General features: G+C 72.6%; 22 protein-coding genes and 1 pseudogene. 9 read left to right on the top strand and 14 right to left on the bottom strand.

Annotation, left to right across the window (positions count from 1 at the left end):
* Positions 1-141 precede the first annotated feature (141 nt).
* The gene (locus tag ACFZDL_RS38670) at positions 142-1,035 is read left to right on the top strand and encodes an alpha/beta fold hydrolase (protein WP_353587241.1); all 894 of its coding nucleotides are present in this window, start codon (positions 142-144) and stop codon (positions 1,033-1,035) included.
* Between the two features lie 4 nt (positions 1,036-1,039).
* On the opposite strand, the gene ACFZDL_RS38665 is transcribed toward ACFZDL_RS38670, so the two are convergent.
* On the bottom strand, positions 1,040-1,972 hold the full coding sequence (locus ACFZDL_RS38665) for an NYN domain-containing protein (RefSeq protein ID WP_353587243.1): 933 nt from the start codon (positions 1,970-1,972) through the stop codon (positions 1,040-1,042).
* 208 nt (positions 1,973-2,180) lie between these two features.
* Here ACFZDL_RS38665 and ACFZDL_RS38660 point away from each other — a divergent pair, with 208 nt between their 5' ends.
* Complete coding sequence (locus tag ACFZDL_RS38660; RefSeq protein ID WP_014176661.1) at positions 2,181-2,333, top strand: hypothetical protein; 153 nt, start codon at positions 2,181-2,183, stop codon at positions 2,331-2,333.
* Between the two features lie 107 nt (positions 2,334-2,440).
* Here the strand turns inward: ACFZDL_RS38660 and ACFZDL_RS38655 are convergent, their stop codons facing one another.
* The 3 genes from ACFZDL_RS38655 to ACFZDL_RS38645 all read right to left on the bottom strand — a co-directional run bounded on the left by ACFZDL_RS38655 (position 2,441) and on the right by ACFZDL_RS38645 (position 4,770).
* Positions 2,441-3,352, bottom strand: coding sequence for a PHP domain-containing protein (locus tag ACFZDL_RS38655; RefSeq protein ID WP_353587246.1), 912 nt, complete (start codon positions 3,350-3,352; stop codon positions 2,441-2,443).
* 70 nt (positions 3,353-3,422) lie between these two features.
* The gene (locus ACFZDL_RS38650; protein ID WP_043486859.1) at positions 3,423-4,061 is read right to left on the bottom strand and encodes a DUF6758 family protein; all 639 of its coding nucleotides are present in this window, start codon (positions 4,059-4,061) and stop codon (positions 3,423-3,425) included.
* Between the two features lie 100 nt (positions 4,062-4,161).
* Complete coding sequence (locus tag ACFZDL_RS38645) at positions 4,162-4,770, bottom strand: suppressor of fused domain protein (RefSeq protein ID WP_353587248.1); 609 nt, start codon at positions 4,768-4,770, stop codon at positions 4,162-4,164.
* A gap of 453 nt (positions 4,771-5,223) precedes the next feature.
* Between ACFZDL_RS38645 and ACFZDL_RS38640 the strand changes: the two genes are divergently transcribed.
* The gene (locus ACFZDL_RS38640; RefSeq protein ID WP_353587250.1) at positions 5,224-6,324 is read left to right on the top strand and encodes a magnesium and cobalt transport protein CorA; all 1,101 of its coding nucleotides are present in this window, start codon (positions 5,224-5,226) and stop codon (positions 6,322-6,324) included.
* Between the two features lie 2 nt (positions 6,325-6,326).
* Here ACFZDL_RS38640 and ACFZDL_RS38635 read toward each other — a convergent pair whose 3' ends face one another.
* The gene (locus ACFZDL_RS38635) at positions 6,327-7,313 is read right to left on the bottom strand and encodes a DMT family transporter (RefSeq protein ID WP_353587252.1); all 987 of its coding nucleotides are present in this window, start codon (positions 7,311-7,313) and stop codon (positions 6,327-6,329) included.
* Between the two features lie 103 nt (positions 7,314-7,416).
* Between ACFZDL_RS38635 and ACFZDL_RS38630 the strand changes: the two genes are divergently transcribed.
* A complete protein-coding gene (locus ACFZDL_RS38630; protein WP_353587254.1) occupies positions 7,417-7,956 on the top strand; it encodes a hypothetical protein in 540 nt (179 codons plus the stop codon).
* A gap of 52 nt (positions 7,957-8,008) precedes the next feature.
* Here the strand turns inward: ACFZDL_RS38630 and ACFZDL_RS38625 are convergent, their stop codons facing one another.
* On the bottom strand, positions 8,009-8,755 hold the full coding sequence (locus ACFZDL_RS38625) for a hypothetical protein (protein ID WP_391193590.1): 747 nt from the start codon (positions 8,753-8,755) through the stop codon (positions 8,009-8,011).
* Between the two features lie 229 nt (positions 8,756-8,984).
* Here ACFZDL_RS38625 and ACFZDL_RS38620 point away from each other — a divergent pair, with 229 nt between their 5' ends.
* The 3 genes from ACFZDL_RS38620 (at position 8,985) to ACFZDL_RS38610 (ending at position 12,165) form a co-directional block, all read left to right on the top strand.
* Entirely contained in the window at positions 8,985-10,328 is a 1,344-nt protein-coding gene (locus tag ACFZDL_RS38620) for a magnesium transporter MgtE N-terminal domain-containing protein (protein ID WP_353587256.1), read from the top strand.
* Entirely contained in the window at positions 10,318-10,824 is a 507-nt protein-coding gene (locus ACFZDL_RS38615; RefSeq protein WP_353587258.1) for a DUF1003 domain-containing protein, read from the top strand. The genes ACFZDL_RS38620 and ACFZDL_RS38615 overlap by 11 nt, the downstream gene beginning before the upstream one ends.
* Before the next feature lie 186 nt (positions 10,825-11,010).
* On the top strand, positions 11,011-12,165 hold the full coding sequence (locus ACFZDL_RS38610; RefSeq protein WP_353587260.1) for an Mrp/NBP35 family ATP-binding protein: 1,155 nt from the start codon (positions 11,011-11,013) through the stop codon (positions 12,163-12,165).
* 58 nt (positions 12,166-12,223) lie between these two features.
* On the opposite strand, the gene ACFZDL_RS38605 is transcribed toward ACFZDL_RS38610, so the two are convergent.
* The 5 genes from ACFZDL_RS38605 to sigE all read right to left on the bottom strand — a co-directional run bounded on the left by ACFZDL_RS38605 (position 12,224) and on the right by sigE (position 17,484).
* Entirely contained in the window at positions 12,224-12,913 is a 690-nt protein-coding gene (locus ACFZDL_RS38605) for a hypothetical protein (protein ID WP_391193587.1), read from the bottom strand.
* A 117-nt stretch (positions 12,914-13,030) separates the two neighbouring features.
* A complete protein-coding gene (locus tag ACFZDL_RS38600) occupies positions 13,031-13,513 on the bottom strand; it encodes a sec-independent translocase (protein WP_353587262.1) in 483 nt (160 codons plus the stop codon).
* 197 nt (positions 13,514-13,710) lie between these two features.
* The gene (locus ACFZDL_RS38595; RefSeq protein WP_353587264.1) at positions 13,711-15,642 is read right to left on the bottom strand and encodes a trypsin-like peptidase domain-containing protein; all 1,932 of its coding nucleotides are present in this window, start codon (positions 15,640-15,642) and stop codon (positions 13,711-13,713) included.
* A gap of 163 nt (positions 15,643-15,805) precedes the next feature.
* Positions 15,806-16,705, bottom strand: a complete 900-nt coding sequence (locus ACFZDL_RS38590) for a zf-HC2 domain-containing protein (RefSeq protein ID WP_353587266.1) — start codon at positions 16,703-16,705, stop codon at positions 15,806-15,808.
* Positions 16,702-17,484, bottom strand: coding sequence for an RNA polymerase sigma factor SigE (gene sigE, locus ACFZDL_RS38585; protein ID WP_353587267.1), 783 nt, complete (start codon positions 17,482-17,484; stop codon positions 16,702-16,704). Before sigE ends, ACFZDL_RS38590 begins: the two co-directional genes overlap by 4 nt.
* 130 nt (positions 17,485-17,614) lie before the next feature.
* Between sigE and ACFZDL_RS38580 the strand changes: the two genes are divergently transcribed.
* On the top strand, positions 17,615-18,280 hold the full coding sequence (locus ACFZDL_RS38580) for an O-methyltransferase (protein WP_089504983.1): 666 nt from the start codon (positions 17,615-17,617) through the stop codon (positions 18,278-18,280).
* Between the two features lie 195 nt (positions 18,281-18,475).
* On the opposite strand, the gene ACFZDL_RS38575 is transcribed toward ACFZDL_RS38580, so the two are convergent.
* On the bottom strand, positions 18,476-18,643 hold the full coding sequence (locus ACFZDL_RS38575) for a DUF3117 domain-containing protein (protein ID WP_003966491.1): 168 nt from the start codon (positions 18,641-18,643) through the stop codon (positions 18,476-18,478).
* Positions 18,644-19,011: 368 nt separating this feature from the next.
* Here ACFZDL_RS38575 and ACFZDL_RS38570 point away from each other — a divergent pair, with 368 nt between their 5' ends.
* Positions 19,012-19,815, top strand: coding sequence for an enoyl-CoA hydratase-related protein (locus ACFZDL_RS38570; protein WP_353587269.1), 804 nt, complete (start codon positions 19,012-19,014; stop codon positions 19,813-19,815).
* 63 nt (positions 19,816-19,878) lie between these two features.
* On the opposite strand, the gene ACFZDL_RS38565 is transcribed toward ACFZDL_RS38570, so the two are convergent.
* Both ACFZDL_RS38565 and ACFZDL_RS38560 read right to left on the bottom strand, forming a co-directional pair.
* Entirely contained in the window at positions 19,879-20,475 is a 597-nt protein-coding gene (locus ACFZDL_RS38565; protein ID WP_353587271.1) for a DNA-3-methyladenine glycosylase I, read from the bottom strand.
* 163 nt (positions 20,476-20,638) lie between these two features.
* Positions 20,639-21,052: pseudogene (locus ACFZDL_RS38560) on the bottom strand (DivIVA domain-containing protein); the annotation flags it as partial.
* Between the last annotated feature and the right edge of the window lie 14 nt (positions 21,053-21,066).

Genomic DNA, 21,066 nt, shown 5'->3' with positions numbered 1-21,066 from the left:
GAGGAGAGGCCCCGGACGCCGAACGCCGGGCCCGCGGCGGGCCCAGCGGCCCCCGCACGCGGCCACGCGGCCACGCGGCACACGCGGCACACGTCATGGCACGTTAGCCAGGATTTTCCGGGTACGCGCTAGCCTCGGCGCATGAGCAGGCCGCCGTTCCTCACGCTGCCCGGGTGCGCCCGTGCCCACCGTCTTCGTACCGCTCGCGGGGAGTTCGCCGTGCATGACGCGCGCCCTGAGGGGAGGGTGCGGGGCACGGTGCTGATGGTGCCCGGGTTCACCGGGAGCAAGGAGGACTTCATCGCGCTGCTGGAGCCGCTGGCCCGTGCCGGGTTCCGGGTGGTCGCGGTCGACGGGCGGGGGCAGCACGAGACGGGCGGGCCGCGGGACGAGGCGGCGTATGCGCAGGAGGAGCTGGCCCGGGACGTCCTGGCGCAGGCGGACGCGCTGGGCGCAGGTGGCGCCGCCGCCGAGGGCTCCGTGCTGCCGCCGCATGTGCTCGGGCACTCGCTCGGCGGGCTGGTCGTACGGGCCGCCGTGATGATGGCCCCGGACGCCTTCGCCTCGCTGACGCTGATGAGCTCCGGTCCCGGCGCCATCTCCGAGTCGCAGCAGGCCCGCACCAAGCTGCTGATCGACGCGCTGACCGTGACCGACATGGAGCACGTCTGGCAGGCGATGCGCGAGCTCGACCCGCCGGAGGCGCCCGAGGAGAACACGCCGCCCGGCGTCGAGGACTTCCTCCACGAGCGCTGGCTCGGCACCGTCCCCGAGCAGCTGATGGCCACCGGGCGGCAGCTGAACCGCGAGCCGGACCGGGTCGCGGAGCTGGCCGGGGTGGCGCTGCCCAAGCATGTGCTGTCGGGGGTCGTGGACTACGCCTGGCCGGTGCCGCTGATGGACGAGATGGCCGAACGGCTCGGCGCCCGCCGCACCGTGATCCCGGGCGCGGGGCACTCTCCCAACGCCGAGCGGCCGCTCCCCACCGCCGAGGCGCTGATCGACTTCTGGCGCGGTGTCGCGCCCAAGGGCTGACGCGTCAGTACTGGGCCTGCAGGTGTTCCCAGAAGCCGTCCCGCAGCGCCCGCCGCAGATCGGCGTGCGTACGCAGCGACAGCCGCAGCAGGGCCTCCGCGTCGATCAGCAGCTCCTGGTCGACCGAGCCCGGCAGGTAGGGGTGGCCGGGCAGCAGCTCGGCGAGTGATTCCCGGCCGCGCGAGGACAGCCATCGCGCGGCGATCTGCGCCCCGACGAAGCGGACGTCGTCGCGGCTGGGGGCGGGCGCGCCCTGGGCCGGGTCGGCTCCGTACGGCTCGAAGCCCGCCGGGCGGCGGGTGACGTACGGCTTGCAGAAGTCGAGGTCGAACGTGCGCTGGCTGTCGACCTCCCACAGCAGCGGCTCGGCCTGATTGCGCCCCTCGACGGCCTCGATGCCCCACAGGTGCACCCGTGCGCCGTACCCCTGCGCTGCCTCGACCGCGGAGACCAGGTCCTCGTCCCCGCCGATCAGCACCGCGTCGCCGATGGCGCGGTGCCGGGCGAGGGATTCCAGGTCGGAGCGGATGAGCGAGTCGACGCCCTTTTGCTGGTTGTTGGCGTTGAGGTTGCCGAGCCGGACCTTGACGTCGGGCAGCTCGGCGATGCTCTGCTGCTCGGAGGTGTGGATACGGCGCCGGGCGCCGTCGTACCAGTAGACGCGCAGCAGCCTGCTGTCCGGGAAGATCGTGCGGGCCTTGTCGATGAACGCCTCGATGAGCCCCTCGGCGTCGAGCTCGAAGGCTCTGCGGTCCTCGGTCCCGGCGACCAGTCGGCCGGCGGCCGCGTAGACGTAGCCGGCGTCCACGAATATCGCGTGGGTGGAGGGGGTGGTCGCGACCTCGGCGAGGACCCGCTGCAGCAGCTCATTGGTGCGCTCGATGCCCGCGACGACCGAGGCGAGGTCTGGTTGGCCCGGAGGCGTGACGTCACTCATACGCGGTTCATTCTCCGGGCCGACGCGCTGAGGACACAACCGGACCTGGTACGAGACGGTAATTAGGCACCCGAAAATTTTCTTTAGCGTAGGGAATGTTTTTCAGGGCACCCGCTGTTGAACCCCATGGACGCGCGCGGCACAGGCGCCGCACGCGTCCGTCTCACATCACAGTTCTCCTCAGGAGGATCAGACGAAGGGAGAAGCCATGCGCTTCGAGATCATGCGCCTCGACGATGTCGACGGCACCGCCGTGGACAGCACCGTTGTGGACGCCGCCTCCGTCAACCGGATCGTGCAGCAGGCCGCCGCAATCGGTCAGCGCATCTACATCCGTCCCGCCGAAAGCTCCGCCCGGTAACGCCCCGCAGGTAGTACACGTTTTGTAGTACGCGGTTCGTAGTACGCAGCTTGTGGGCGCCCCCGTGCCTCGTCGCACGGGGGCGCTTGTACGTCCGGGCGGCCCGCTCAGCCGACCCCGCCCGGCACCGGGGACGCCCCGGTCGCCCGGCGGACGATCTCTCCGTAGATCTCGGGATCCGTCGTGTACTCACCGAGACGACAGGTCTTACGGCTGCCGTGGTAATCGCTGGAGCCCGTGGTGAGCAGGCCGAGTTCGGCGGCGAGTGCGCGCAGTTGCTTGCGCGTGGGCTCGTCGTGGTCCATGTGGTCCACCTCGATGCCGTCAAGACCCGCGGCGGCGAGCTCGGCGATCGCGCTCTCGGGCACACACTGCCCGCGCTTGAGGGCCAGCGGATGCGCGAAGACGGTCACCCCGCCGGCCGCCTTGACCAGGCGGATCGCGTCGAACGGGTCGAGCTCGTGCTTCTCGACGTAGGCCCGGCCGCCATTGGCGAGCCATTGCGGCGTAAACGCGTCCGAGACGCTGTCGACGACACCCAGCTCGACCATCGCGGTGGCCACGTGCGGCCGCCCCACGGCCCCGTCACCGGCGATCCGCGCCACCCGCTCCCAGGTGATCGGCACGCCCAGCTCCCGCAGCTTGTCGACCATCGCCCGGGCGCGCGGCACCCGGTCGTCGCGGACGAGCTCGCGCTCGCGCGCCAGCTCCGGCTCGGCCGGGTCGAAGAGATACGCCAGCATGTGCAGGCTCACCCCCGCGGCGCCGTCCTCCGAAGCGTCCGAAGCGCCCGGGGACGCCGGGAGCGCCAGCCGGCACGACAGCTCGGCGCCGGTCACCAGGGTCAGCCCCGAGGAACAGGCGCGCAGCGCCCGCTTCGCCTCCTCGTACCCGCCGACGGTGTCGTGATCGGTGAGCGCGACGACGTCAAGACCGGCCGCGGCGGCGTTGCGGACCAGCTCGGCGGGGGTGTCCGTGCCGTCGGACGCAGTGGAGTGGGTGTGCAGATCGATGCGCACGACGCGGGCTCCCAGCTGCGGCGGGGGAACGGAGGGGACGCTTCAGGATAACCGGCCGCGGCCGGGGTGATCAGCCCAGGATCCGCGGCGACAGCGCCCCGCACGGCACCAGGTCCACCTCGGCCCCGGCATCCCGCAGATCGGTGAGCACCATCTCGTCGTACATCATCAGGCCGGTCTGCTCGGGCCATACGATCGCCCACAGCCACAGCCCGCACGCCTCCCCCGCGAACACCGCGCGGTCATCAGGCGTGCCCTCGACCAGCCACAGCGGGGTGGGCCGCCCGGCGGCCAACACCTTGACCTGCGGCGCCCGGTCGACCCGCATGCCCGGCCCCGGGTCGGGGCCGCGGATCCCGGCGTAGCGCGCGCCGAGCCCGACCCCGAGCTCCTCCGCGACGAGCAGCAGTTCCCCGGGCCCGCCCAGCGGCCCGGGTCCTGAGCAGGCCACGGCGGTGGCCCGGCCGCCGCTGCGGTCGTCGCCGGCGCATGCGACGCCGGTGAACAGCCAGCCGACCGGAAGCGGCCACGGCATCCACACGGGCACGCGGGCACGGTTGGTCACGACCACGAGTGCTTCGACGCTCGGCGGGACGACCGGCTGGAGCGGATGCACCGTGCCGTGCACCCCGCACTGCCAGGAGTCGGCGAAGAGACCGGGCGCCCGCACCCGGCCACCGCACTTCGGGCAACTGGGTTCGCCCCTCATAGGGCCCCACGGTCCTCCCCGGGCGTCCCCACGTCAAGGACGATCACCCGTCCGGATGCGACGCGGGCGGGCCACGCTCCCACGGCCGGACCTCCTCGGCTCAGCTCGCCAGCGGCACCCCGGAGCGGGCCGGGTCGCGCAGATCCGTGCCGTGCCTGAGCCAGCGGTCCTGCAGCGCGCCCGCGCCGTGCACCCGCTTCCACGCCGCCTCGTTCCCGGTCATGGGCAGCAGCGGCAGAAACCGGACCGGGTCCCTGGGCCCGTCGAGCTCCAAGTCCTCGACCAGCCCGCCCGGTTCGGCCACCAGTACGGAGGTGAAGGGCGCCCCCGGCCACAGCGGCCCGCCCAGGTCCAGCGAGGCGCCCGGCGCCATCACCACGCCCTCCACCTGGGGGGACGCGGCGAGGACGGCGAGCGGGCGCAGCACCTCGTCGAGCACGGACAGCTCGGGGCGCGCGGCCGGGCCGCCGATCCGCACCGTCAGCACCAGCTCGGCGCGCGGGCCGCGCAGCGGGTCGGCGACAACGGCGGTCGGGTCGGTCATCGGCCGGTCGGACATGCCGAGTGTGACGTAACGCACGACGTCCGCTTCGCGAAAGCGCAGCACCTCGATGCGGTCCGTGCCGACGAAGGTCACGGCGGCGCGGGCGTCAGGATCGCCCAGCGCCGTACGCAACCGGGCCTCGACCAGCTGAAGAACGTCTGACATGCGGCGAGCATAGATCGCGTATCGAACAGGCAAAGCGTCGACTTAACGCTTCAGACGGCTGATAGCCTTGGCGCCTGCCCAGGGAGTTACACGTCATCCCTCAAGGGGGACCGACCGGAGGAGGTGGGGCTGCGGTGGATCCTAGTCGACCGTGCAGTACCGACAGTTCTCCCGTCCTCTCCCCCTCGGTATGCGGCTGTTCTTGATCTAAAACCTTCCGTACCCCACCGCTCGGCGGTGAAACACGTGAAGTTGATTCGCATCCAGGGCACTTGACGGTAGAGCGCCTTCGTAACGCTTTGTCTCTTTTCTAACGCGAACTTCCGTCAGCGCCATCGCACGGAGCGCCGCCCGCTTTGCGGACGTACGGCCACCGGAGCCCGTACGCCCACCTTCCGGGCCGCGCTGCGCCGCGCGCCCGCCGCTGACGGCCTGCCCGTGAAGGAGCCCGTCATGTCGATGATCCGTGACCTGCGCGCAGCCGTCCGCCCCGCCCTGCGCCGCACCCGCGCCACCAGCAACTACGACACCACCCGCGACCCCTCCGTCTCCAGCGCGGTGATCGACTGCGCCGTCTACCGCGACGGGCGGCGGGTCAGCGACCACTGCAGCCCGGCCGAGGCCATGAAGCGGGCGCGCGCCGAGGGCGGGTTCGCCTGGATCGGGCTGCACGAGCCGACCGAGCGGGAGTTCGCGGGGATCGCCCAGGAGTTCGGGCTGCACCCGCTGGCCGTGGAGGACGCGGTCCAGGCGCATCAGCGGCCGAAGCTGGAGCGGTACGACGACTCCCTGTTCACGGTGTTCAAGACGATCCACTACGTGGAGCACGCGGAGCTCACCGCCACCAGCGAGGTCGTCGAGACCGGCGAGGTCATGTGCTTCACCGGCCGGGACTTCATCGTGACCGTCCGGCACGGCGGCCAGGGCTCGCTGCGCGCGCTGCGCCACCGCCTGCAGGAGGACCCCGAGCTGCTGGCCAAGGGCCCCTCGGCGGTGCTGCACGCGATCGCCGACCAGGTCGTGGACGGCTATCTCGCGGTCGCCGACGCGGTCCAGGACGACATCGACGAGGTCGAGATCGACGTCTTCTCCGCGGCCAGCTCCCGGCGGGGCGGCGACGCGGGGCGGATCTACCAGCTCAAGCGCGAGGTGCTGGAGTTCAAGCGGGCCGTCTCGCCGCTGCTGCGGCCGATGCAGCTGCTGAGCGAGCGGCCGATGCGGCTGGTCGACCCGGACATCCAGAAGTACTTCCGGGACGTCGCGGACCACCTGGCGCGCGTCAATGAGCAGGTGCTGGCCTTCGACGACCTGCTCAACTCGATCCTGCAGGCGAATCTGGCGCAGGCCACCGTGGCCCAGAACGAGGACATGCGCAAGATCACGTCCTGGGCGGCGATCTTCGCCGTGCCCACGATGATCGCCGGGATCTACGGGATGAACTTCGACTACATGCCGGAGCTGCGCTGGAGGTTCGGCTACCCGGCGGTGCTCGTCGTCACGGTCGCGATCTGCTTTGTGATCCACCGCGGCTTCAAGCGCAACGGCTGGCTCTGAGCTCAGCCCGGCTTCCTGCGGTCCGCCAGCACCACCAGCGCGAGGCCGACCAGGATCACCGCGAGCGCCGGGTAGGCGACCGCCTGCGGCGTCTGGCCCAGCCACAGGGCGGCGATCAGGGCCGCGCCCGGCGTCTCGAGCAGCAGCGAGGTCGAGGTGACGGACGGCCCCAGGCCCTTGACCACGCGGTTGATGAGCGAGTGGCCCAGCAGCTGCGCGGTGAGCGTCAGCGCGGCGAGCTTCAGCCATGTCGCGCCGCTGTAGCCGCCCAGCGCGGTGCCGGAGGCCAGGCAGGTGACCAGCAGCAGCACGCTGGTGGTGCCGTAGCAGACGTAGGTGTACGCCGTCGTGGACACCGTCCGCCGCACCTCGGCGCCGAGCACCACGTACCCCGCGGCCGCGATGCCGCCCACCAGCGCGAGCGCGTCGCCCGCGAGCGCGCGCGTGGACAGCGACAGATCGACCCCGGTCAGCAGCAGCACGCCGAGGAGGGCGACCGACATGCCCGCCCAGACCAGGGCGGGCGGGCGCTGCCCGCGCAGCCGCAGCAGCAGCGCGGTCCAGATCGGGGTCGTGGTGACGAGCGCGGTCGACGAGGCGACGGAGGTCATGTGCAGGCTGGGCAGCCACGCCCCGAAGTGCAGCGCGAGCAGCGCCCCCGACCCGGCGGACAGCAGCAGCCCGCGGCGCCCCATCCCGCGCAGCTCCCGCCGGTGGCGCAGCAGCGCGAAGGGGGTGAGCGCGCCGACCGCCATGGCGTTGCGCCAGAACGCGACGGCCAGGGCCGGGGCCGCCGTCGCGGCGACCAGGGGCGCGGAGAAGGAGACGGAGGCGACGGCGAGCGCCAGCAGCGCTCCGTCGAGGGTGGTGGCGGAGTGGGCGGTGGGGTACCCGGCGGGGGCCTGCGGGGCGGGGGTGCCGGTTCCGGCCGGACCGGCCGGGCCGACACCGGTGGAGGTCCCGGAGCGGCTGGAGCTGGCATTGGACACGGCCTCAGCGTAAAGAGGCATGGGGCCCTTTCGGAACTGTCCGCCCACGTGGTGGGACGGCCGTCCGTACGGCGGTCGTCCCGCGTGGCCATAGGCTGTCCGCATGACGCAGACCCCGATGGACCGCGCCCTCATCGAGGAAGCGGCCAAGAAGTCCGCCCTCGTCTGGGTCCGTGGCGCGGCCGGCGCCCGGGCCGCCGACCGCGCGCTGTGGCATGTGTGGCACGAGGGCGCGGTCTGTCTGGTCGGGGACGGCCCCGGGGAGCAGCCCCTTCGCGACCTCGGTCTGGTGGACGGCGGCGCCGCCACCGTCACCGTGCGCAGCAAGGACAAGGGCGGACGGCTCGTCAGCTGGTCCGCGCGGGTGGCCGAACTCGCGCCCGGCGGCGAGGCCTGGACGGCCGCCGTCGACGAGCTGAAGGGCAAGCGGCTGAACGCCCCGGACGCCGAGCGGATCGCCGAGCGCTGGGCCCGTGAGTGCCGGGTGCTGCGCCTGGAGCCGGCGTCCGCTCAGCTCGAGGAGCTGCCGTCCGGCTCCCTGGCCGCGTCCCCGCCGCCCAGCCCGGCCGTCACCCGCCGCCCGATGCCCGCCGGGCTCCCCAAGCTGCTCGCCCGCCGCGGCCGCGCCCGCAAGGGCCGCTGACGCGCTGAACCGCTCATGCGCTGATGCGCGGAGCCGCTGACGCCCTGAGCCGCTACGTACCGCTCGGGATCTGCTGTCCGTAGTCCACGACTTCGTCCTTGGCGGGCGCGGCCAGCGTGAAGTCCTTGTCCCAGTCGGCGAGCCGGATGACGCCCGCGCGGCCCGCCCGCTCCAGCCGCAGCGGATACGGCCTGCCCTCCAAGGAGACGTCGAGCGCCCCGCCGCTCCCCCCGCCGCCGCGGATCCGGATGGTCCGTACGCCGCCGACCTTGCCGCGGTCGCCCACGGAGATCTCGCCGTGCAGCCCGAGCAGCCCGTCGAGCAGCAGGGTCTTGTCCGTCAGCCCGCTGAGCCGTTTGTACGAGGGGTCGCGGACCGGCACCTTCACATACTTGGCGTCGAGCTTCTCCGCGGCGTCGGCTCCGTTGTGCCCGCCGCCGCCCTCGCTCTTGTGGGTCCAGAAGGCCGCGCCGGCCTTGAGGTAGAGGTCCTTGCCGACGCGCAGCAGCTGGAAGGTGCTGCCCTCGGTGGAGACCTGGCCGGTGCCGCCGTCCGACGTGAGCCGCATGTCGACCTTGTAGGTGCGCCCCTTGGTGACGAGCTCGCCGGACAGGCGTACCGCCTCGGCGTCCCCGGCGGCCTTCCGGGCCTTGGCCTCGATCTTGGCGGGGGCAAGCTTGCCCACGCCGTTGGTGCCCGCGTCGGGGTCCTCGCCGCCGCCGTCGCCGCCACATCCGGCGAGCGCCGCGGCCAACCCCGCGCACATCGCCGCCACGACAGCCGTGTTCCGGGTGCGCACGTCTGCTCTGCCTCCTGAAGCCGGTGCAGGGGCAGCGTACCGGTGCCGTCCGGGGGTGTCGGCACGATCCCGCGGAAGGGGGTGCCTCCCGGCGGTGGCCAGGGGGACCCGTCCGGCGGCAGGGCAGGGCCCGGCGCGCTAGCCTGAACCCGGCATTCAAAGCAATAGTCATATATAGCCGCCAAACCGGCATCAGCCGGAGAGTTCATGACACAGGGAGGCGCATGACATGCCCGCAGGCGCCCCCAGGGTGTTCGTCTCGCACCTCGCGGGTGTTCCCGTCTTCGACCCCAACGGCGACCAGGTGGGCCGGGTCCGCGACCTGGTGGCCATGTTGCGCCTGGGCGGGCGGCCGCCGCGCCTGCTGGGTCTGGTGGTCGAGGTGGTCACCCGCCGCCGGATCTTCCTGCCCATGACCCGGGTGACCGGCGTCGAGTCCGGCCAGGTCATCACCACGGGCGTGGTCAACATGCGGCGCTTCGAGCAGCGCCCGACCGAGACTCTGGTACTCGGCGAGCTGCTGGACCGCACCGTACGGCTGGTGGAGACGGGCGAGGAGGTCACGGTCCTCGACGTGGCCATGGCGCAGCTGCCCGCGCGCCGTGACTGGGAGATCGACAAGGTCTTCGTGCGGCGCGGCAGGTCCGGCGCGCTGCGGCGGCGCGGGGAGACGCTGACCGTCGACTGGTCCGCGGTCACCGGCTTCTCCCTGGAGGAGAAGGGGCAGGGCGCCGAGAACCTGCTGGCCACCTTCGAGCAGCTGCGCCCCGCCGACCTGGCCAACGTGCTGCACCACCTCTCCGAGAAGCGCCGCGGCGAGGTGGCCGCGGCGCTGGACGACGAACGGCTCGCCGACGTCCTGGAGGAGCTGCCGGACGACGACCAGGTCGAGATCCTCGGCAAGCTGCAGGAGGAGCGCGCGGCCGACGTCCTGGAGGCGATGGACCCGGACGACGCGGCCGATCTGCTCTCCGAGCTCCCCGAGGAGGACAAGGAGCGGCTGCTGGCCCTGATGCGCCCGCGGGACGCGGCGGACATGCGGCGGCTGATGTCGTACGAGGAGGGCTCGGCAGGCGGGCTGATGACGCCCGACCCGATCGTGCTGCGGCCCGACGCGACGGTCGCGGACGCGCTCGCCCGCGTACGCAACCAGGACCTGACCCCCGCGCTGGCCGCGCAGGTGTATGTGTGCCGGCCGCCGGACGAGACGCCGACCGGCCGCTACCTGGGCGTGGTGCACTTCCAGCGGCTGCTGCGCGAGCCGCCGTACACCCTCGTCGGCTCGGTCGTCGACACGGATCTGCGGCCGCTGCCGCCCGAGGCCCCGCTGCCGGGTGTGACCAGCTATCTGGCCACGTACAACCTGGTCACGGCGCCGGTCGTGGACGAGAGCGGATCGCTGCTCGGCGCCGTGACCGTCGACGATGTGCTCGACCACCTGCTGCCGCCCGACTGGCGGGAGCGGGAGCTGTACGGCATGGCGCCGGCCGCGGTCCCCGGCAGACCGCAGACGGTCCCCGGAAGCCCGCCCGAGACCCCCGACGGCTGGCCGGAGGTCCCCGATGGCCGGTGAGGGAGCCCGGCTCGACCGGCCCAGGGAGCGCCGCCGCGTCCGGCTGCCGCGGTGGGACCCGGAGGCGTTCGGCAAGGCGTCGGAGCGGATCGCCCGCTTCCTGGGCACCGGCCGCTTCATCGCCTGGATGACGGTCTTCGTCGCCGTGTGGCTCGGCTGGAACGTCCTGGCCCCGGAGCGGCTGCGGTTCGACTCCTTCCCGTTCATCTTCCTGACGCTGATGCTCTCGCTGCAGGCCTCCTACTCGGCCCCGCTGATCCTGCTCGCCCAGTACCGGCAGGCCGACCGCGACCGCGTTACCCTGGAGCAGGACCGGAGCCGGGACGAGCGTTCCATCGCCGACACGGAGTTTCTGGCCCGGGAGATCGCGGCGCTGCGGATGGGCATGGGCGAGGTGGCCACCCGCGACTGGATCCGCTCCGAGTTCCAGGATCTGATCAGGGAGATGGAGCAGGGGCGAACTGCCCCTGCTCGGAGTGATGAACCCGACAGCTGATGGATCCTCACAGCGCGTTGCGCGCCGTACCATCTCCGTGTGACTCCTCCCCCTCCCAAAGGAGGCGGCTTCTCACTCGGCCGCCGTGGCGACCTCATGACGGCCAAGCCCTGACCGGCGCCCGAAGGCGCGATACATACTGTAGCGAATCGGTTGCGCTCCGCGCCACCGAGTCAAGGAGATCGGATGGCTTCCGCGACAAGCCCCACGCCGACCGAGGACGCGGTGCGCGCCGCGCTCGCGACGGTCAACGACCCGGAGATCCACAAGCCGATCACGGATCTCGGCATGGTCAAATCCGTCGAGATCGCGGCGGACGGAACGGTCGCGGTGGCGGTCTACCTGACGGTCGCCGGCTGTCCCATGCGCGAGACGATCACCGCCCGGGTGCAGGAGGCGGTCGGCAAGGTCGCGGGGGTGGCCGGGGTCACCGTCGAGCTGGACGTGATGAGCGACGAGCAGCGGCGCGAGCTGGCCGCCTCGCTGCGCGGCGGCCAGGCCGAGCGCGAGGTGCCCTTCGCCAAGCCGGGCTCGCTGACCCGGGTGTACGCGGTGGCGTCCGGCAAGGGCGGCGTCGGCAAGTCGTCGGTGACGGTCAACCTGGCCGCGGCGATGGCCGCCGACGGTCTGAAGGTCGGCGTCGTGGACGCCGACATCTACGGCCACTCGGTGCCGCGCATGCTGGGCGCCGACGGCAGCCCCACCCAGGTCGAGAACATGATCATGCCGCCGTCCGCCCATGGCGTGAAGGTCATCTCGATCGGGATGTTCACCCCGGGCAACACGCCGGTGGTGTGGCGCGGGCCGATGCTGCACCGCGCGCTCCAGCAGTTCCTCGCCGATGTCTACTGGGGCGACCTGGACGTGCTGCTCCTCGACCTGCCGCCGGGCACCGGCGACATCGCGATCTCCGTGGCCCAGCTCGTGCCCAACGCCGAGATCCTGGTCGTCACCACGCCGCAGCAGGCCGCCGCCGAGGTCGCCGAGCGGGCGGGCTCGATCGCGGTCCAGACCCACCAGAAGATCGTCGGCGTGGTCGAGAACATGTCCGGGCTGCCCTGTCCGCACTGCGACGAGATGGTCGACGTCTTCGGCACGGGCGGCGGTCAGACCGTCGCCGACGGCCTGACCCGGGCCACCGGCGCCACCGTGCCGGTGCTCGGCGCCATCCCGATCGATGTGCGGCTGCGCGAGGGCGGCGACGAGGGGAAGCCGGTCGTGCTGACCGACCCCGACTCCCCGGCGGGCAGCGCGCTGCGGTCCATCGCGGGCAAGCTCGGGGGGCGGCAGCGCGGGCTGGCGGGCATGTCGCTGGGCATCACGCCGCGCAACAAGTTCTGAGCGGGCGCGAAGGGCGGCGGGCGGCCTCCTGAGGGGCCGCCTCGTACGCGGCTCCCGGCTACGCGTACGCGGTGATGTCCTTGATCACCGCGAAGCCCAGCCCGTACGCGCTCATCCCGCGCCCGTACGCGCCGATGAGCACGCCCTCGCGGGCCGCTCCGGCCAGCACCCAGCCGTACTCCGACTCGCGGTAGTGGAAGTCGGTCGGCACCCCGTCCACCGGCAGCGACAGCTGCGACCAGCTCGGGCCCTCGAGGTCGTCCGCGAGCTCCCAGGCGATCGCGGTCTGCTGGTCCAGCCAGTCCTGGCGCAGCGCGCGCTCCATGCGCGTCGGCCAGGTGGACGACAGCAGGCCGGATCCGGCCAGCCAGGCGGCGGAGGAGACCGACGTGGCCTCCAGCACGCCGGTGCCGTCCGCGCTGTCCCGCACCGGGCGGCTGGCCACGGTCACCACGACCGCGAAGCGCTGTTGGTCCGGCTCGGTCTCGGCGCGCAGCGACGGCTCGTCGCCGTGCCCGGTGGAGCCGTGCTCGACCGTGCCGTCCGCGGCCGCGCCCACCTGCATCAGCCAGCGCCGCCCCGTGAACGCCTCGTCAAGGCCGTACCACGGGAAGGCGGCCATCAGATAGCCTTCGACCCTCCGCCGAGCGTCGGCGGGGATTCCCTGAGCGGCCGACGCGGCGTCCTCGGCGGACGCACCCGCTGTACCAGCCACCCCTTGCTCCCCTAGCCGACTCGTCGTCTCCATCTGCGCGGAGCCTCCTCGTTGCCCTGCGTCGTGGGCGGCCCGCCCCCCTCAGGCGACCTCACCCCGGACAAAGGGAGGATAGCCATACGGGTCAACCAGCCCGGGCATACGGGGGGATCAAGTGGCGTCGGAGTCGAAAGGCGGACGCTCCTCGCGCCCTGGCTCTTCGCGCTTGCGCAGCAGGTCAGGGGTGCTGGAGTCGCCGGCGGAGCCGGACCCGCCACCGGACTTCGGGGCCGGGGAAGAACCGGAAGAGCCGTGTGCGGAGTCACTCTCCCGGCCGTTCACCGCGTCCGCGACCTCGGCCATCTCCTTGCGGAGGTCGAAGCCGTTACGGATCTCCTTGAGGCCCAGGTCGTCCGAGTCGAGCACGTGCTTGCGGACGAAGTTCTTCGGGTTCAGGTCCTCGAACTCGAAGTCCTTGAACTCCGGGCCCAGCTCGGAGCGGATGTCCTCCTTGGCGTTGTCGGAGAACTCCCTCACCTTGCGTATGAACCGCGACACATCCTGGATGACCTTCGGAAGCTTCTCCGGGCCGAAGACGAGCACCGCAAGGATGACGAGCGCGATCAGCTCGAGGGGTCCTATGTCGAAGAACACCTTGCAGCTCCTAGTGACGTCTGTGGCCACGGTCCAGGCCACTGAACACGGTACCTGTCGGCAGGGTCGGGGCGGGAGACGCCCGGGCCAACATCGGGCGTCTCCCTCCCCCGGCTACCGCTGGGCGGGTGTACCTCCCAGCGGTAGCCGGGGGCGCCCCGGGACCCCGGTGCCCCGGTGCCCCGGGGCCCCGGGGCTCAGCCGCTGCCGCTGGCCGAACCGAGCGTCAGCTCCACCGTCCGCTCCCGGTCGTCCCGGCGCAGCGTCAGCCGGAGCCGGTCGCCGGGGCGGTGGCTGCGGATCTTGACGATCAGCTCCTGACCGCTGTGCACCGGTACGCCGTCCACCTCCGTGATGATGTCGCCGGCCTTGATGCCGGCCTTGTCTCCGGGGCCGCCCGGGTTGACCGGCGGGCCGTCGGCGCCCCGGGTGTGCACCCGGGCGCCGTCCCCCGCGTACTCCATGTCGAGCGTGACACCAATCACAGGATGGGTGGCCTTGCCCGTGTTGATCAGCTCTTCGGCGACGCGCTTGCCCTGGTTGATCGGGATCGCGAAGCCCAGGCCGATGCTGCCGCCCTGGCTGCCGCCGACCCCCGAGCCGTCGTCGGCCGCGCGGATCGCGCTGTTGATGCCGATGACCCGCGCCTTGGAATCCACCAGCGGTCCGCCGGAGTTGCCCGGGTTTATCGGGGCGTCGGTCTGCAGCGCGTCGACATAGCTCACATCGCTGCCGTCCCCCTCCTCACCGCCGGCGGTGATGGGGCGCTCCTTGGCGCTGATGATCCCGGAGGTCACGGTGCCCGCCAGGTCGTACGGGGCGCCGATCGCCACGACGGGGTCGCCGACACGCACGGAGTCGGAGTTGCCGAGGGCCAGCGGGTGCAGTCCTGAGACCCCGTCGACCTTGATGACCGCCAGGTCGTAGCCGCTGTCCCGGCCGACCACCTTGGCGTCCGCCACCTCGCCGCCGTTGAACGTCACCGATATGGCGCCGCCCGAACCGGCGGGCTCCACGACGTGGTTGTTGGTGAGGATGTGGCCCTGCTTGTCGAGCACGAAACCGGTGCCGGTGGCCTGCTCCGTGCCGCCGCTGACATGGATGGTCACCACGCCCGGCAGCGCCCGCGCGGCGATGCCCGAGACGCTGTCCGGGTCCACGGCCCCCTGGTCGGCCGGCGCCTGCGGGAGGTGCACCACGCTGTCCTCGGTGGTCCGCTCGTGCTCCAGATACGCGCCGATGCCACCGCCGAGGCAGCCCGCGATCAGCGCGATCAGCACGGCCCCGACCAGGCCGCGGCGGCGGGACTGCTTCCGCGGCGCGTCCGGCGAGGGGGCCGAGGTCCACGGGTCGTAGTGCTGCCACTGCGCGGCCTGCCCCGGCTGGGGCTGCAGGGGCTGCCCGGTCTGCTGCGGCAGCTGGGCGGTGGCGGCGGCCGGGTCCGCCTGCGCGCCCGGCGGAAGCTGGGTGCCGTGGGCCGGGGTCATCCCGGCCGGGGGGAGCTGCGTGCCGTGGGCGGGGGTCATTCCGGGGGGCGGCACGGCCTGGGCCGCAGCGGGCGGCAGCTGGGTGCCGTGTGCGGGGGTCGCGCCCGGGTGGACGCCGGGCGGAAGGTGGGTGCCATGGGCCGGGGTCGGCACGGGCCGCTGCACGGGAGGAGCGGGCGCCCAGGGGCCGGGTCCGCCGTAGGGCGGTGTGCTGTACGGGTCGGGGGCGTGCAGCGGATGGGCGGCCTGCCCGCTCTCCGCAACGGACCCGGCTCCCGTCGAGGCCCCGTCACCGCCGCCACCGCCATCGCCGCCGGGGCCACCGGCCACCGGCGACCGCGGCTGGTCCGACACTCCGTCACCGGCGGCGTCCTCGGCGGGGGGTTGGGCCACAGGCGCCGCCCCGGGCTCGGCCCCGGCGGCCACCGCATCGCCCGGCGCTGCGGCGGCCGACGGGCCGTCAGCCGCGGTCGGCGCACGCCCGGCATCGCCGTCGGCCGCGCTCGCGGCCGATGCCGCATCCCCGGCCACGGTGTCCTCCGCGGGCTTCGGATCGGCCTCGGATGACGACCGGCGGCCGGGCCGCGCGTCCGGACGGCTCCACCACTTCGGCTTGGGCCCGGTGGCCTTACCCTCGTCCATGATCTCCCCAGATTTCCCGCGACACGGCGCGGACTGCGCCGCCTCGGGACAGCCGCCACCGCCACCGGGTGACGCTGCCCGGTAGCGATTCAATCAGGTCCGCCGACGCCCGCGCAGGGTCTGCGCCACGAGCCGCCCCGCCCCGGCGGTCAGCGAGAGGGGGCTACTTCGGGGGCGCGCTGAATCCGTGGTACGGCGGTGTCCTCGTCGCCGGCTGGGAGGGGTTCGCCATCTGGGTCGGCGCGGGCGTGGCCGCGGCGGCCCGCAGCAGCCGGGTGGCCGCCAGGATGGGCTGGATGAGCGGGTCCGGGATGCCGCCGGAGACCTCGCTGAGGGTCCGGGCGTGCGTCGTGCCCGGGGAGGTCGTGTCCGCCGGGGCCGCCATGTCCAGCAGCCCCACCTCACGGCGGGTGCGCTCGCGCACCCCCATGACCTCGGTCTCCTCGACCACAGAGCTCGCGCCGACCGGGCTGACCGCGCTGTCCGAGCCCTCCGCCTGGCTCCCGGGCGAGTCGACCGCCGCGTCCAGCGGAAGCGCGCCGCCGAGCGCGAACGCGGCCAGGGACACCGCCCCCGCGGCTGCGAAGGCGAGCCGCCGACGCGGGGCGGGGCGCCCGACCTCATGGATACGGAAACCGCGCTCGCGCGGGGTGGCGGCGGACGAGGCGGCCGGGCTCACCGCCCGGCCGGTGGGCAAAAACGCGAAGGCCTGCTCCCGTGCCTCGTGCACACCCTGAACCCCCCGGGTGTCCCGGACACCGAAGACGCTCGAGCCGCCGAACGGCGAGCCCTCGCCCCCGCCGCCGTCGCCGTCGTCCGCCGAGAGGCCCGGCAGGCCCTGGAGCCGCGCCAGAAAGCCCTCCGAGGGAGCGGGGGGCGCCGTCTGCGCGAACACGTTCTTCAGCCGCCGCTGAGCGTCGGCTTCCGCCTTGCACTTGCAGCACGTCGCGAGGTGTGCGAGCACACGCTCACGCGCGTCATGCCCCAGCTCGCCATCGACCAGAGCTGCAAGGCGGTCGCCGAGATGCTGCTCGGCGGGGGACTGACCGCCTGACCGGGTCACGCGATTCCGACCTCCCCGCTCAACCGGGGCGCGGCGGCGGGGCGGGGCACCGCCGTCACCGTGCGCTGCTCGGCCCGGGCCTCGGGCGAGCGGTGCTTGAGGGCCTTGCGCAGATGCGAGCGACCACGGTGGATACGGCTGCGCACCGTGCCGAGCTTCACACCGAGGGTGGCGGCGATCTCCTCGTAGGACAGGCCCTCGATGTCGCAGAGGACGACGGCCGCGCGGAACTCCGGCGCGAGGGTGTCGAGCGCCTGCTGCACATCGGCGTCGAAGTGGGTGTCGTTGAAATGCTGCTGGGGAGAGGGCTCACGGCTGGGCAGCCGCTCGGCCGCGTCCTCGCCGAGCGCGTCGAAGCGGATGCGCTGGCGGCGGCGGACCATGTCGAGGAAGAGGTTGGTGGTGATGCGGTGCAGCCACCCCTCGAAGGTCCCGGGGCTGTAGGTGGACAGCGAGCGGAAGACGCGGACGAAGACCTCTTGGGTGAGATCCTCGGCGTCGTGCTGGTTGCCGGTGAGGCGGTACGCGAGGCGGTAGACCCGGGCACTGTGCGTGCTGACGATCTCCTCCCAGGTAGGAGGTGTCCACGCCGGAGCGTCCGCATCGGTGGCGAAGGTCGCGGTCGTAGCGGAATCGACGGAACGAGGACGGTCAGCAGTGTTGGTCACGGATTTCGGCTCGCCCGCTGACCTGCGAAAGCGCCTCAGCACTCTCCGGTCACCGGCCGCAGCCGCACCTCCCCTGTCGGCTCTGGTGGTGTCCAGTAGAGCCCCTACCATATCCACCTCGCCCGTTAGCTCCGGATAAGCATTTTTGACCTGCATTTGTTCGTGATCCATATGCTCCCCCTTCCTCTTCCAACGCCCGGTCCCATCTGCGGGTTCCCGGGCGCAGCGGCTACAGTCACGCTTGCGTCAACTACGGGGACAGGAGAGGGCCATTACCGCCAACCGGCAGACGAGCTGGGCGTTCGCCGATGCGTTCGTCGCCGAGGACGCAGCCCTGCGCTGGGCCCGTGACCGGGCCCGGGAGGCGGGGATGCGCTCGGTGTCGTCCGGCACGGGCGCGGCGCTGCGCCTGCTCGCCGCCGCCGCGGACGCCAAGGCCGTCGCCGAGATCGGCACCGGTACCGGGGTCTCGGGCATCCACCTGCTCAACGGCATGCGGCCGGACGGCGTGCTGACCACCGTGGACTCCGAGCCGGAGATGCAGCAGTTCGCCCGGCAGGCGTTCCGCGCCGCCGGCTTCACCGGGAACCGCGCGCGCTTCATCCCCGGCCGGGCGCTGGACGTACTGCCGCGGCTCGCCGACGGCGGCTACGACCTGGTGTTCTGCGATGGCGACCGCTCCGAGTGCCTTGACTACCTCGGTGAATCGTTGCGCCTGCTACGGCCCGGCGGGCTGGTCTGCTTCGAGGGCGTCTTCGCGAACGGGCGGACCGTGGACTCCGCGGTACAGCCGGCCGAGGTGCTGCGCCTGCGCGAGCTGCTGCGCACCGTACGGGAGTCCACCGTGCTGCAGTCCTCACTGCTGCCGGTGGGCGACGGGCTGCTCTGCGCGGTCAAGCGCGGATAAACCCGAATGAGCCCGGATAAGCCCGAATAGGCGCGGATACGCACGGATCAGAACACCGTGGAGCGCCCCCTGCTCACAACACCCCGCTCACCATGCCCCCGCTCAACACACCGCCGATCAAAGCACCGCCCCGGCGGCCGGTATGTCCATACCGGCCGCCGGGGCGGCACACGGGTAGTGGTGGGACCGATGGCTTCAGCCGACAACCTTCTTCAGGGCGTCGCCGAGCGCGTCGGCCTCGTCCGGTGTCAGCTCGACGACGAGCCGACCGCCGCCTTCGAGCGGAACGCGCATGACGATGCCCCGCCCCTCCTTGGTCACCTCGAGCGGGCCGTCGCCCGTCCGCGGCTTCATGGCCGCCATGCTCGTTCCCCTTCCTGAAACCAGCTCATCGCAGCCGACAACCCAGGTGTCACCGGCATCGAACACGTTGCTTCCCTGTCATTATCCCGCATGGCACGACCCGATGACCAACATCAGTCGGCAACCCCTGCGCAACGCGCTCACCCAAAACCACCCAATTCGGGGAGGGGTCGCGATACCGTACGGGCGCCGATGCCCGGGGCGCGTCCCGACGGTGGCCCATGGTGAGCCGGATTCTTTGACGCAGGTCACATGTCGGTCGCGCCGATCTTTCGGCATGCTGAGCGCTGACCGCCGCGCGGGGCCCGGACCGGGCCGCCGCTGCGGCACCGCCCGAGCCGCGACCCAGCCGCACCGGAGGACCCGCCATGGCCGACACCGTGCTCTACGAGCTGACCGATGGACTCGCGACGATCACCCTCAATCGTCCCGACGCCATGAACGCGCTCAACATCGACACCAAGGTCGCCCTGCGCGACGCCCTGCTCCAGGCCGCCGGGGACCCAGCCGTACGGGCCGTGCTGCTGATCGGCACCGGCCGCGCCTTCTGCGTGGGACAGGACCTCAAGGAGCACATCGAGCTGCTGGCGGCCGACCGGGCGGGGGAGGGCGAGGGCTCGACCATGAGCACCGTCGCGCTGCACTACAACCCGATCGTCACCACGATCGCCGGGATGCCGAAGCCGGTCGTCGCCGCGGTCAACGGGGTCGCGGCGGGCGCGGGCGCGGGTTTCGCCTTCGCCGCCGACTACCGCGTCGTCGCCGACACCGCCTCCTTCAACACCTCGTTCGCCGGGGTCGCCCTCACCGCCGACTCCGGTGTCTCCTGGACCCTCCAGCGGCTGATCGGCCACGGCCGCGCCGCCGACCTCCTGCTCTTCCCGCGCTCGATCAGCGCTCAGGACGCCCATGACCTGGGTATCGCGAACAAGGTCGTCCCGGCCGCGGAGCTGGCCGCCGAGGCGGCGGCGGTGGCCCGGCACCTGGCGGAGGGACCGACCGCCGCCTACGCGGCGATCAAGGAATCCCTCGCCTACGCGGCGGGGCACAGCCTGACCGAGGCCCTGGCCAAGGAGGACGAGCTCCAGCGGCGCGCGGGCTCCTCGGCGGACCACCTGGCCGCGGTGGACGCGTTCGTCAAGAAGCAGAAGCCCCACTTCACCGGCCGCTGAGCTTTCAGGGCCCGGTTCTCCCCCGGCTACCTCCGGGAGAGAACCGGACAGCCATGCGAGAACTCAGGCGCCCCGGACATGGCAGTCGGCCAAGTGGTCGTTGACCAGGCCGCACGCCTGCATCAGGGCATAGGCGGTGGTCGGGCCCACGAAACGGAAGCCGCGCTTCTTGAGGTCGCGGGACAGCGCCGTCGACTCCGGGGTGATCGGGGCGATGTCCTCGAAGGTCCGCGGCGCCGGGCGGCCGACCGCGTTCGGAGCGTGTGACCAGATCAGCGTGTCCAGCTCGCCCGGCGCCAGCTCGGCGGCCACCCGCGCGTTCGCCACGACGGCCGAGATCTTCGCCCGGTTGCGGATGATGCGGGAGTCGGCGAGCAGCCGCTGCTCGTCCGCTTCCGTGAACTCCGCGACCGCCGCGATCTTGAAGTCGGCGAACGCGGCACGGAAGCCCTCGCGGCGGCGCAGGATCGTCAGCCAGGACAGCCCGGACTGGAACGCCTCCAGGGAGATCCGCTCGAACAGGGCGTCGTCGCCATGGACCGGGCGGCCCCACTCGGTGTCGTGGTAGACGCGGTAGTCGGCCATGTTCTCGGCGTCCAGCCCACCCCATGGGCAGCGCGGCAGCCCGTCCGGCCCCATCACCACTTCCCCGGCGCTCATGCCACTCCCTCACGCTCAGTCTTGCCGTGCACACTCATGCGTTCTCCCCTTCCGGCCCGCGCGGCGGGACGTCGGGCACGGGCGGATACTGCGGCGCCGGGTCATGCGGGGACAGGCCGGGGGCAGGCAGGTCGTGGGTGGGCAGCCCGGGCGGCGGCAGATCGCGCGGCAGGCCCGGCGCGGCGATGTCGTGCGGCGGCAGGCCCGGCGCCGCGATGTCGTGCGGCGGGAGGCCGCCGGGCCGCTGCAGCAGCCCGGGCCCGCCGTGCGCCGAGGCCTGCGCCCCGGCCAGGGCCGTCTCCAGCTCCGCGATCCGCGCGTCGCGCTCGGCGAGCTCGGCGCCGAGGCGGCCCAGCACATCGTCGACATCGGCCATGCGGTAGCCCCTCATGGTCATCGGAAGGCGCAGGGCCTCCACATCCGCCCGGCCCAGCGGCCGGTCGGCGGGCAGCGCGTCATCGAGCCGGTCGGGGGGCGCCTCGGCCAGCGCGCCGCCGTCGCCACCTCCGACGACCACGACCGTGACCGCGCCGACCACCACGACCAGCGCGATCAGCAAGAACCAAAACACGACGATCGTCTCCCCGGGGT

Origin of the sequence: Streptomyces sp. NPDC007917 (assembly GCF_042959105.1) — a bacterium.
GTDB lineage: Bacteria > Actinomycetota > Actinomycetes > Streptomycetales > Streptomycetaceae > Streptomyces.
The sequence above is the reverse complement of the archived record's forward strand: the minus strand, read 5'-3'. Positions and strand labels throughout refer to the sequence as shown.

Bases quoted from the DNA above. Each gene is read 5' to 3' on its own strand.
- ACFZDL_RS38670 (WP_353587241.1), top strand. From the start codon at position 142: ATGAGCAGGCCGCCGTTCCTCACGCTGCCCGGGTGCGCCCGTGCCCAC.
- ACFZDL_RS38665 (WP_353587243.1), bottom strand. From the start codon at position 1,972: ATGAGTGACGTCACGCCTCCGGGCCAACCAGACCTCGCCTCGGTCGTC.
- ACFZDL_RS38660 (WP_014176661.1), top strand. From the start codon at position 2,181: ATGCGCTTCGAGATCATGCGCCTCGACGATGTCGACGGCACCGCCGTG.
- ACFZDL_RS38650 (WP_043486859.1), bottom strand. From the start codon at position 4,061: ATGAGGGGCGAACCCAGTTGCCCGAAGTGCGGTGGCCGGGTGCGGGCG.
- ACFZDL_RS38645 (WP_353587248.1), bottom strand. From the start codon at position 4,770: ATGTCAGACGTTCTTCAGCTGGTCGAGGCCCGGTTGCGTACGGCGCTG.
- ACFZDL_RS38640 (WP_353587250.1), top strand. From the start codon at position 5,224: ATGTCGATGATCCGTGACCTGCGCGCAGCCGTCCGCCCCGCCCTGCGC.
- ACFZDL_RS38630 (WP_353587254.1), top strand. From the start codon at position 7,417: ATGACGCAGACCCCGATGGACCGCGCCCTCATCGAGGAAGCGGCCAAG.
- ACFZDL_RS38620 (WP_353587256.1), top strand. From the start codon at position 8,985: ATGCCCGCAGGCGCCCCCAGGGTGTTCGTCTCGCACCTCGCGGGTGTT.
- ACFZDL_RS38615 (WP_353587258.1), top strand. From the start codon at position 10,318: ATGGCCGGTGAGGGAGCCCGGCTCGACCGGCCCAGGGAGCGCCGCCGC.
- ACFZDL_RS38610 (WP_353587260.1), top strand. From the start codon at position 11,011: ATGGCTTCCGCGACAAGCCCCACGCCGACCGAGGACGCGGTGCGCGCC.
- ACFZDL_RS38605 (WP_391193587.1), bottom strand. From the start codon at position 12,913: ATGGAGACGACGAGTCGGCTAGGGGAGCAAGGGGTGGCTGGTACAGCG.
- ACFZDL_RS38595 (WP_353587264.1), bottom strand. From the start codon at position 15,642: ATGGACGAGGGTAAGGCCACCGGGCCCAAGCCGAAGTGGTGGAGCCGT.
- sigE (WP_353587267.1), bottom strand. From the start codon at position 17,484: ATGGTAGGGGCTCTACTGGACACCACCAGAGCCGACAGGGGAGGTGCG.
- ACFZDL_RS38575 (WP_003966491.1), bottom strand. From the start codon at position 18,643: ATGGCGGCCATGAAGCCGCGGACGGGCGACGGCCCGCTCGAGGTGACC.
- ACFZDL_RS38570 (WP_353587269.1), top strand. From the start codon at position 19,012: ATGGCCGACACCGTGCTCTACGAGCTGACCGATGGACTCGCGACGATC.
- ACFZDL_RS38565 (WP_353587271.1), bottom strand. From the start codon at position 20,475: ATGAGCGCCGGGGAAGTGGTGATGGGGCCGGACGGGCTGCCGCGCTGC.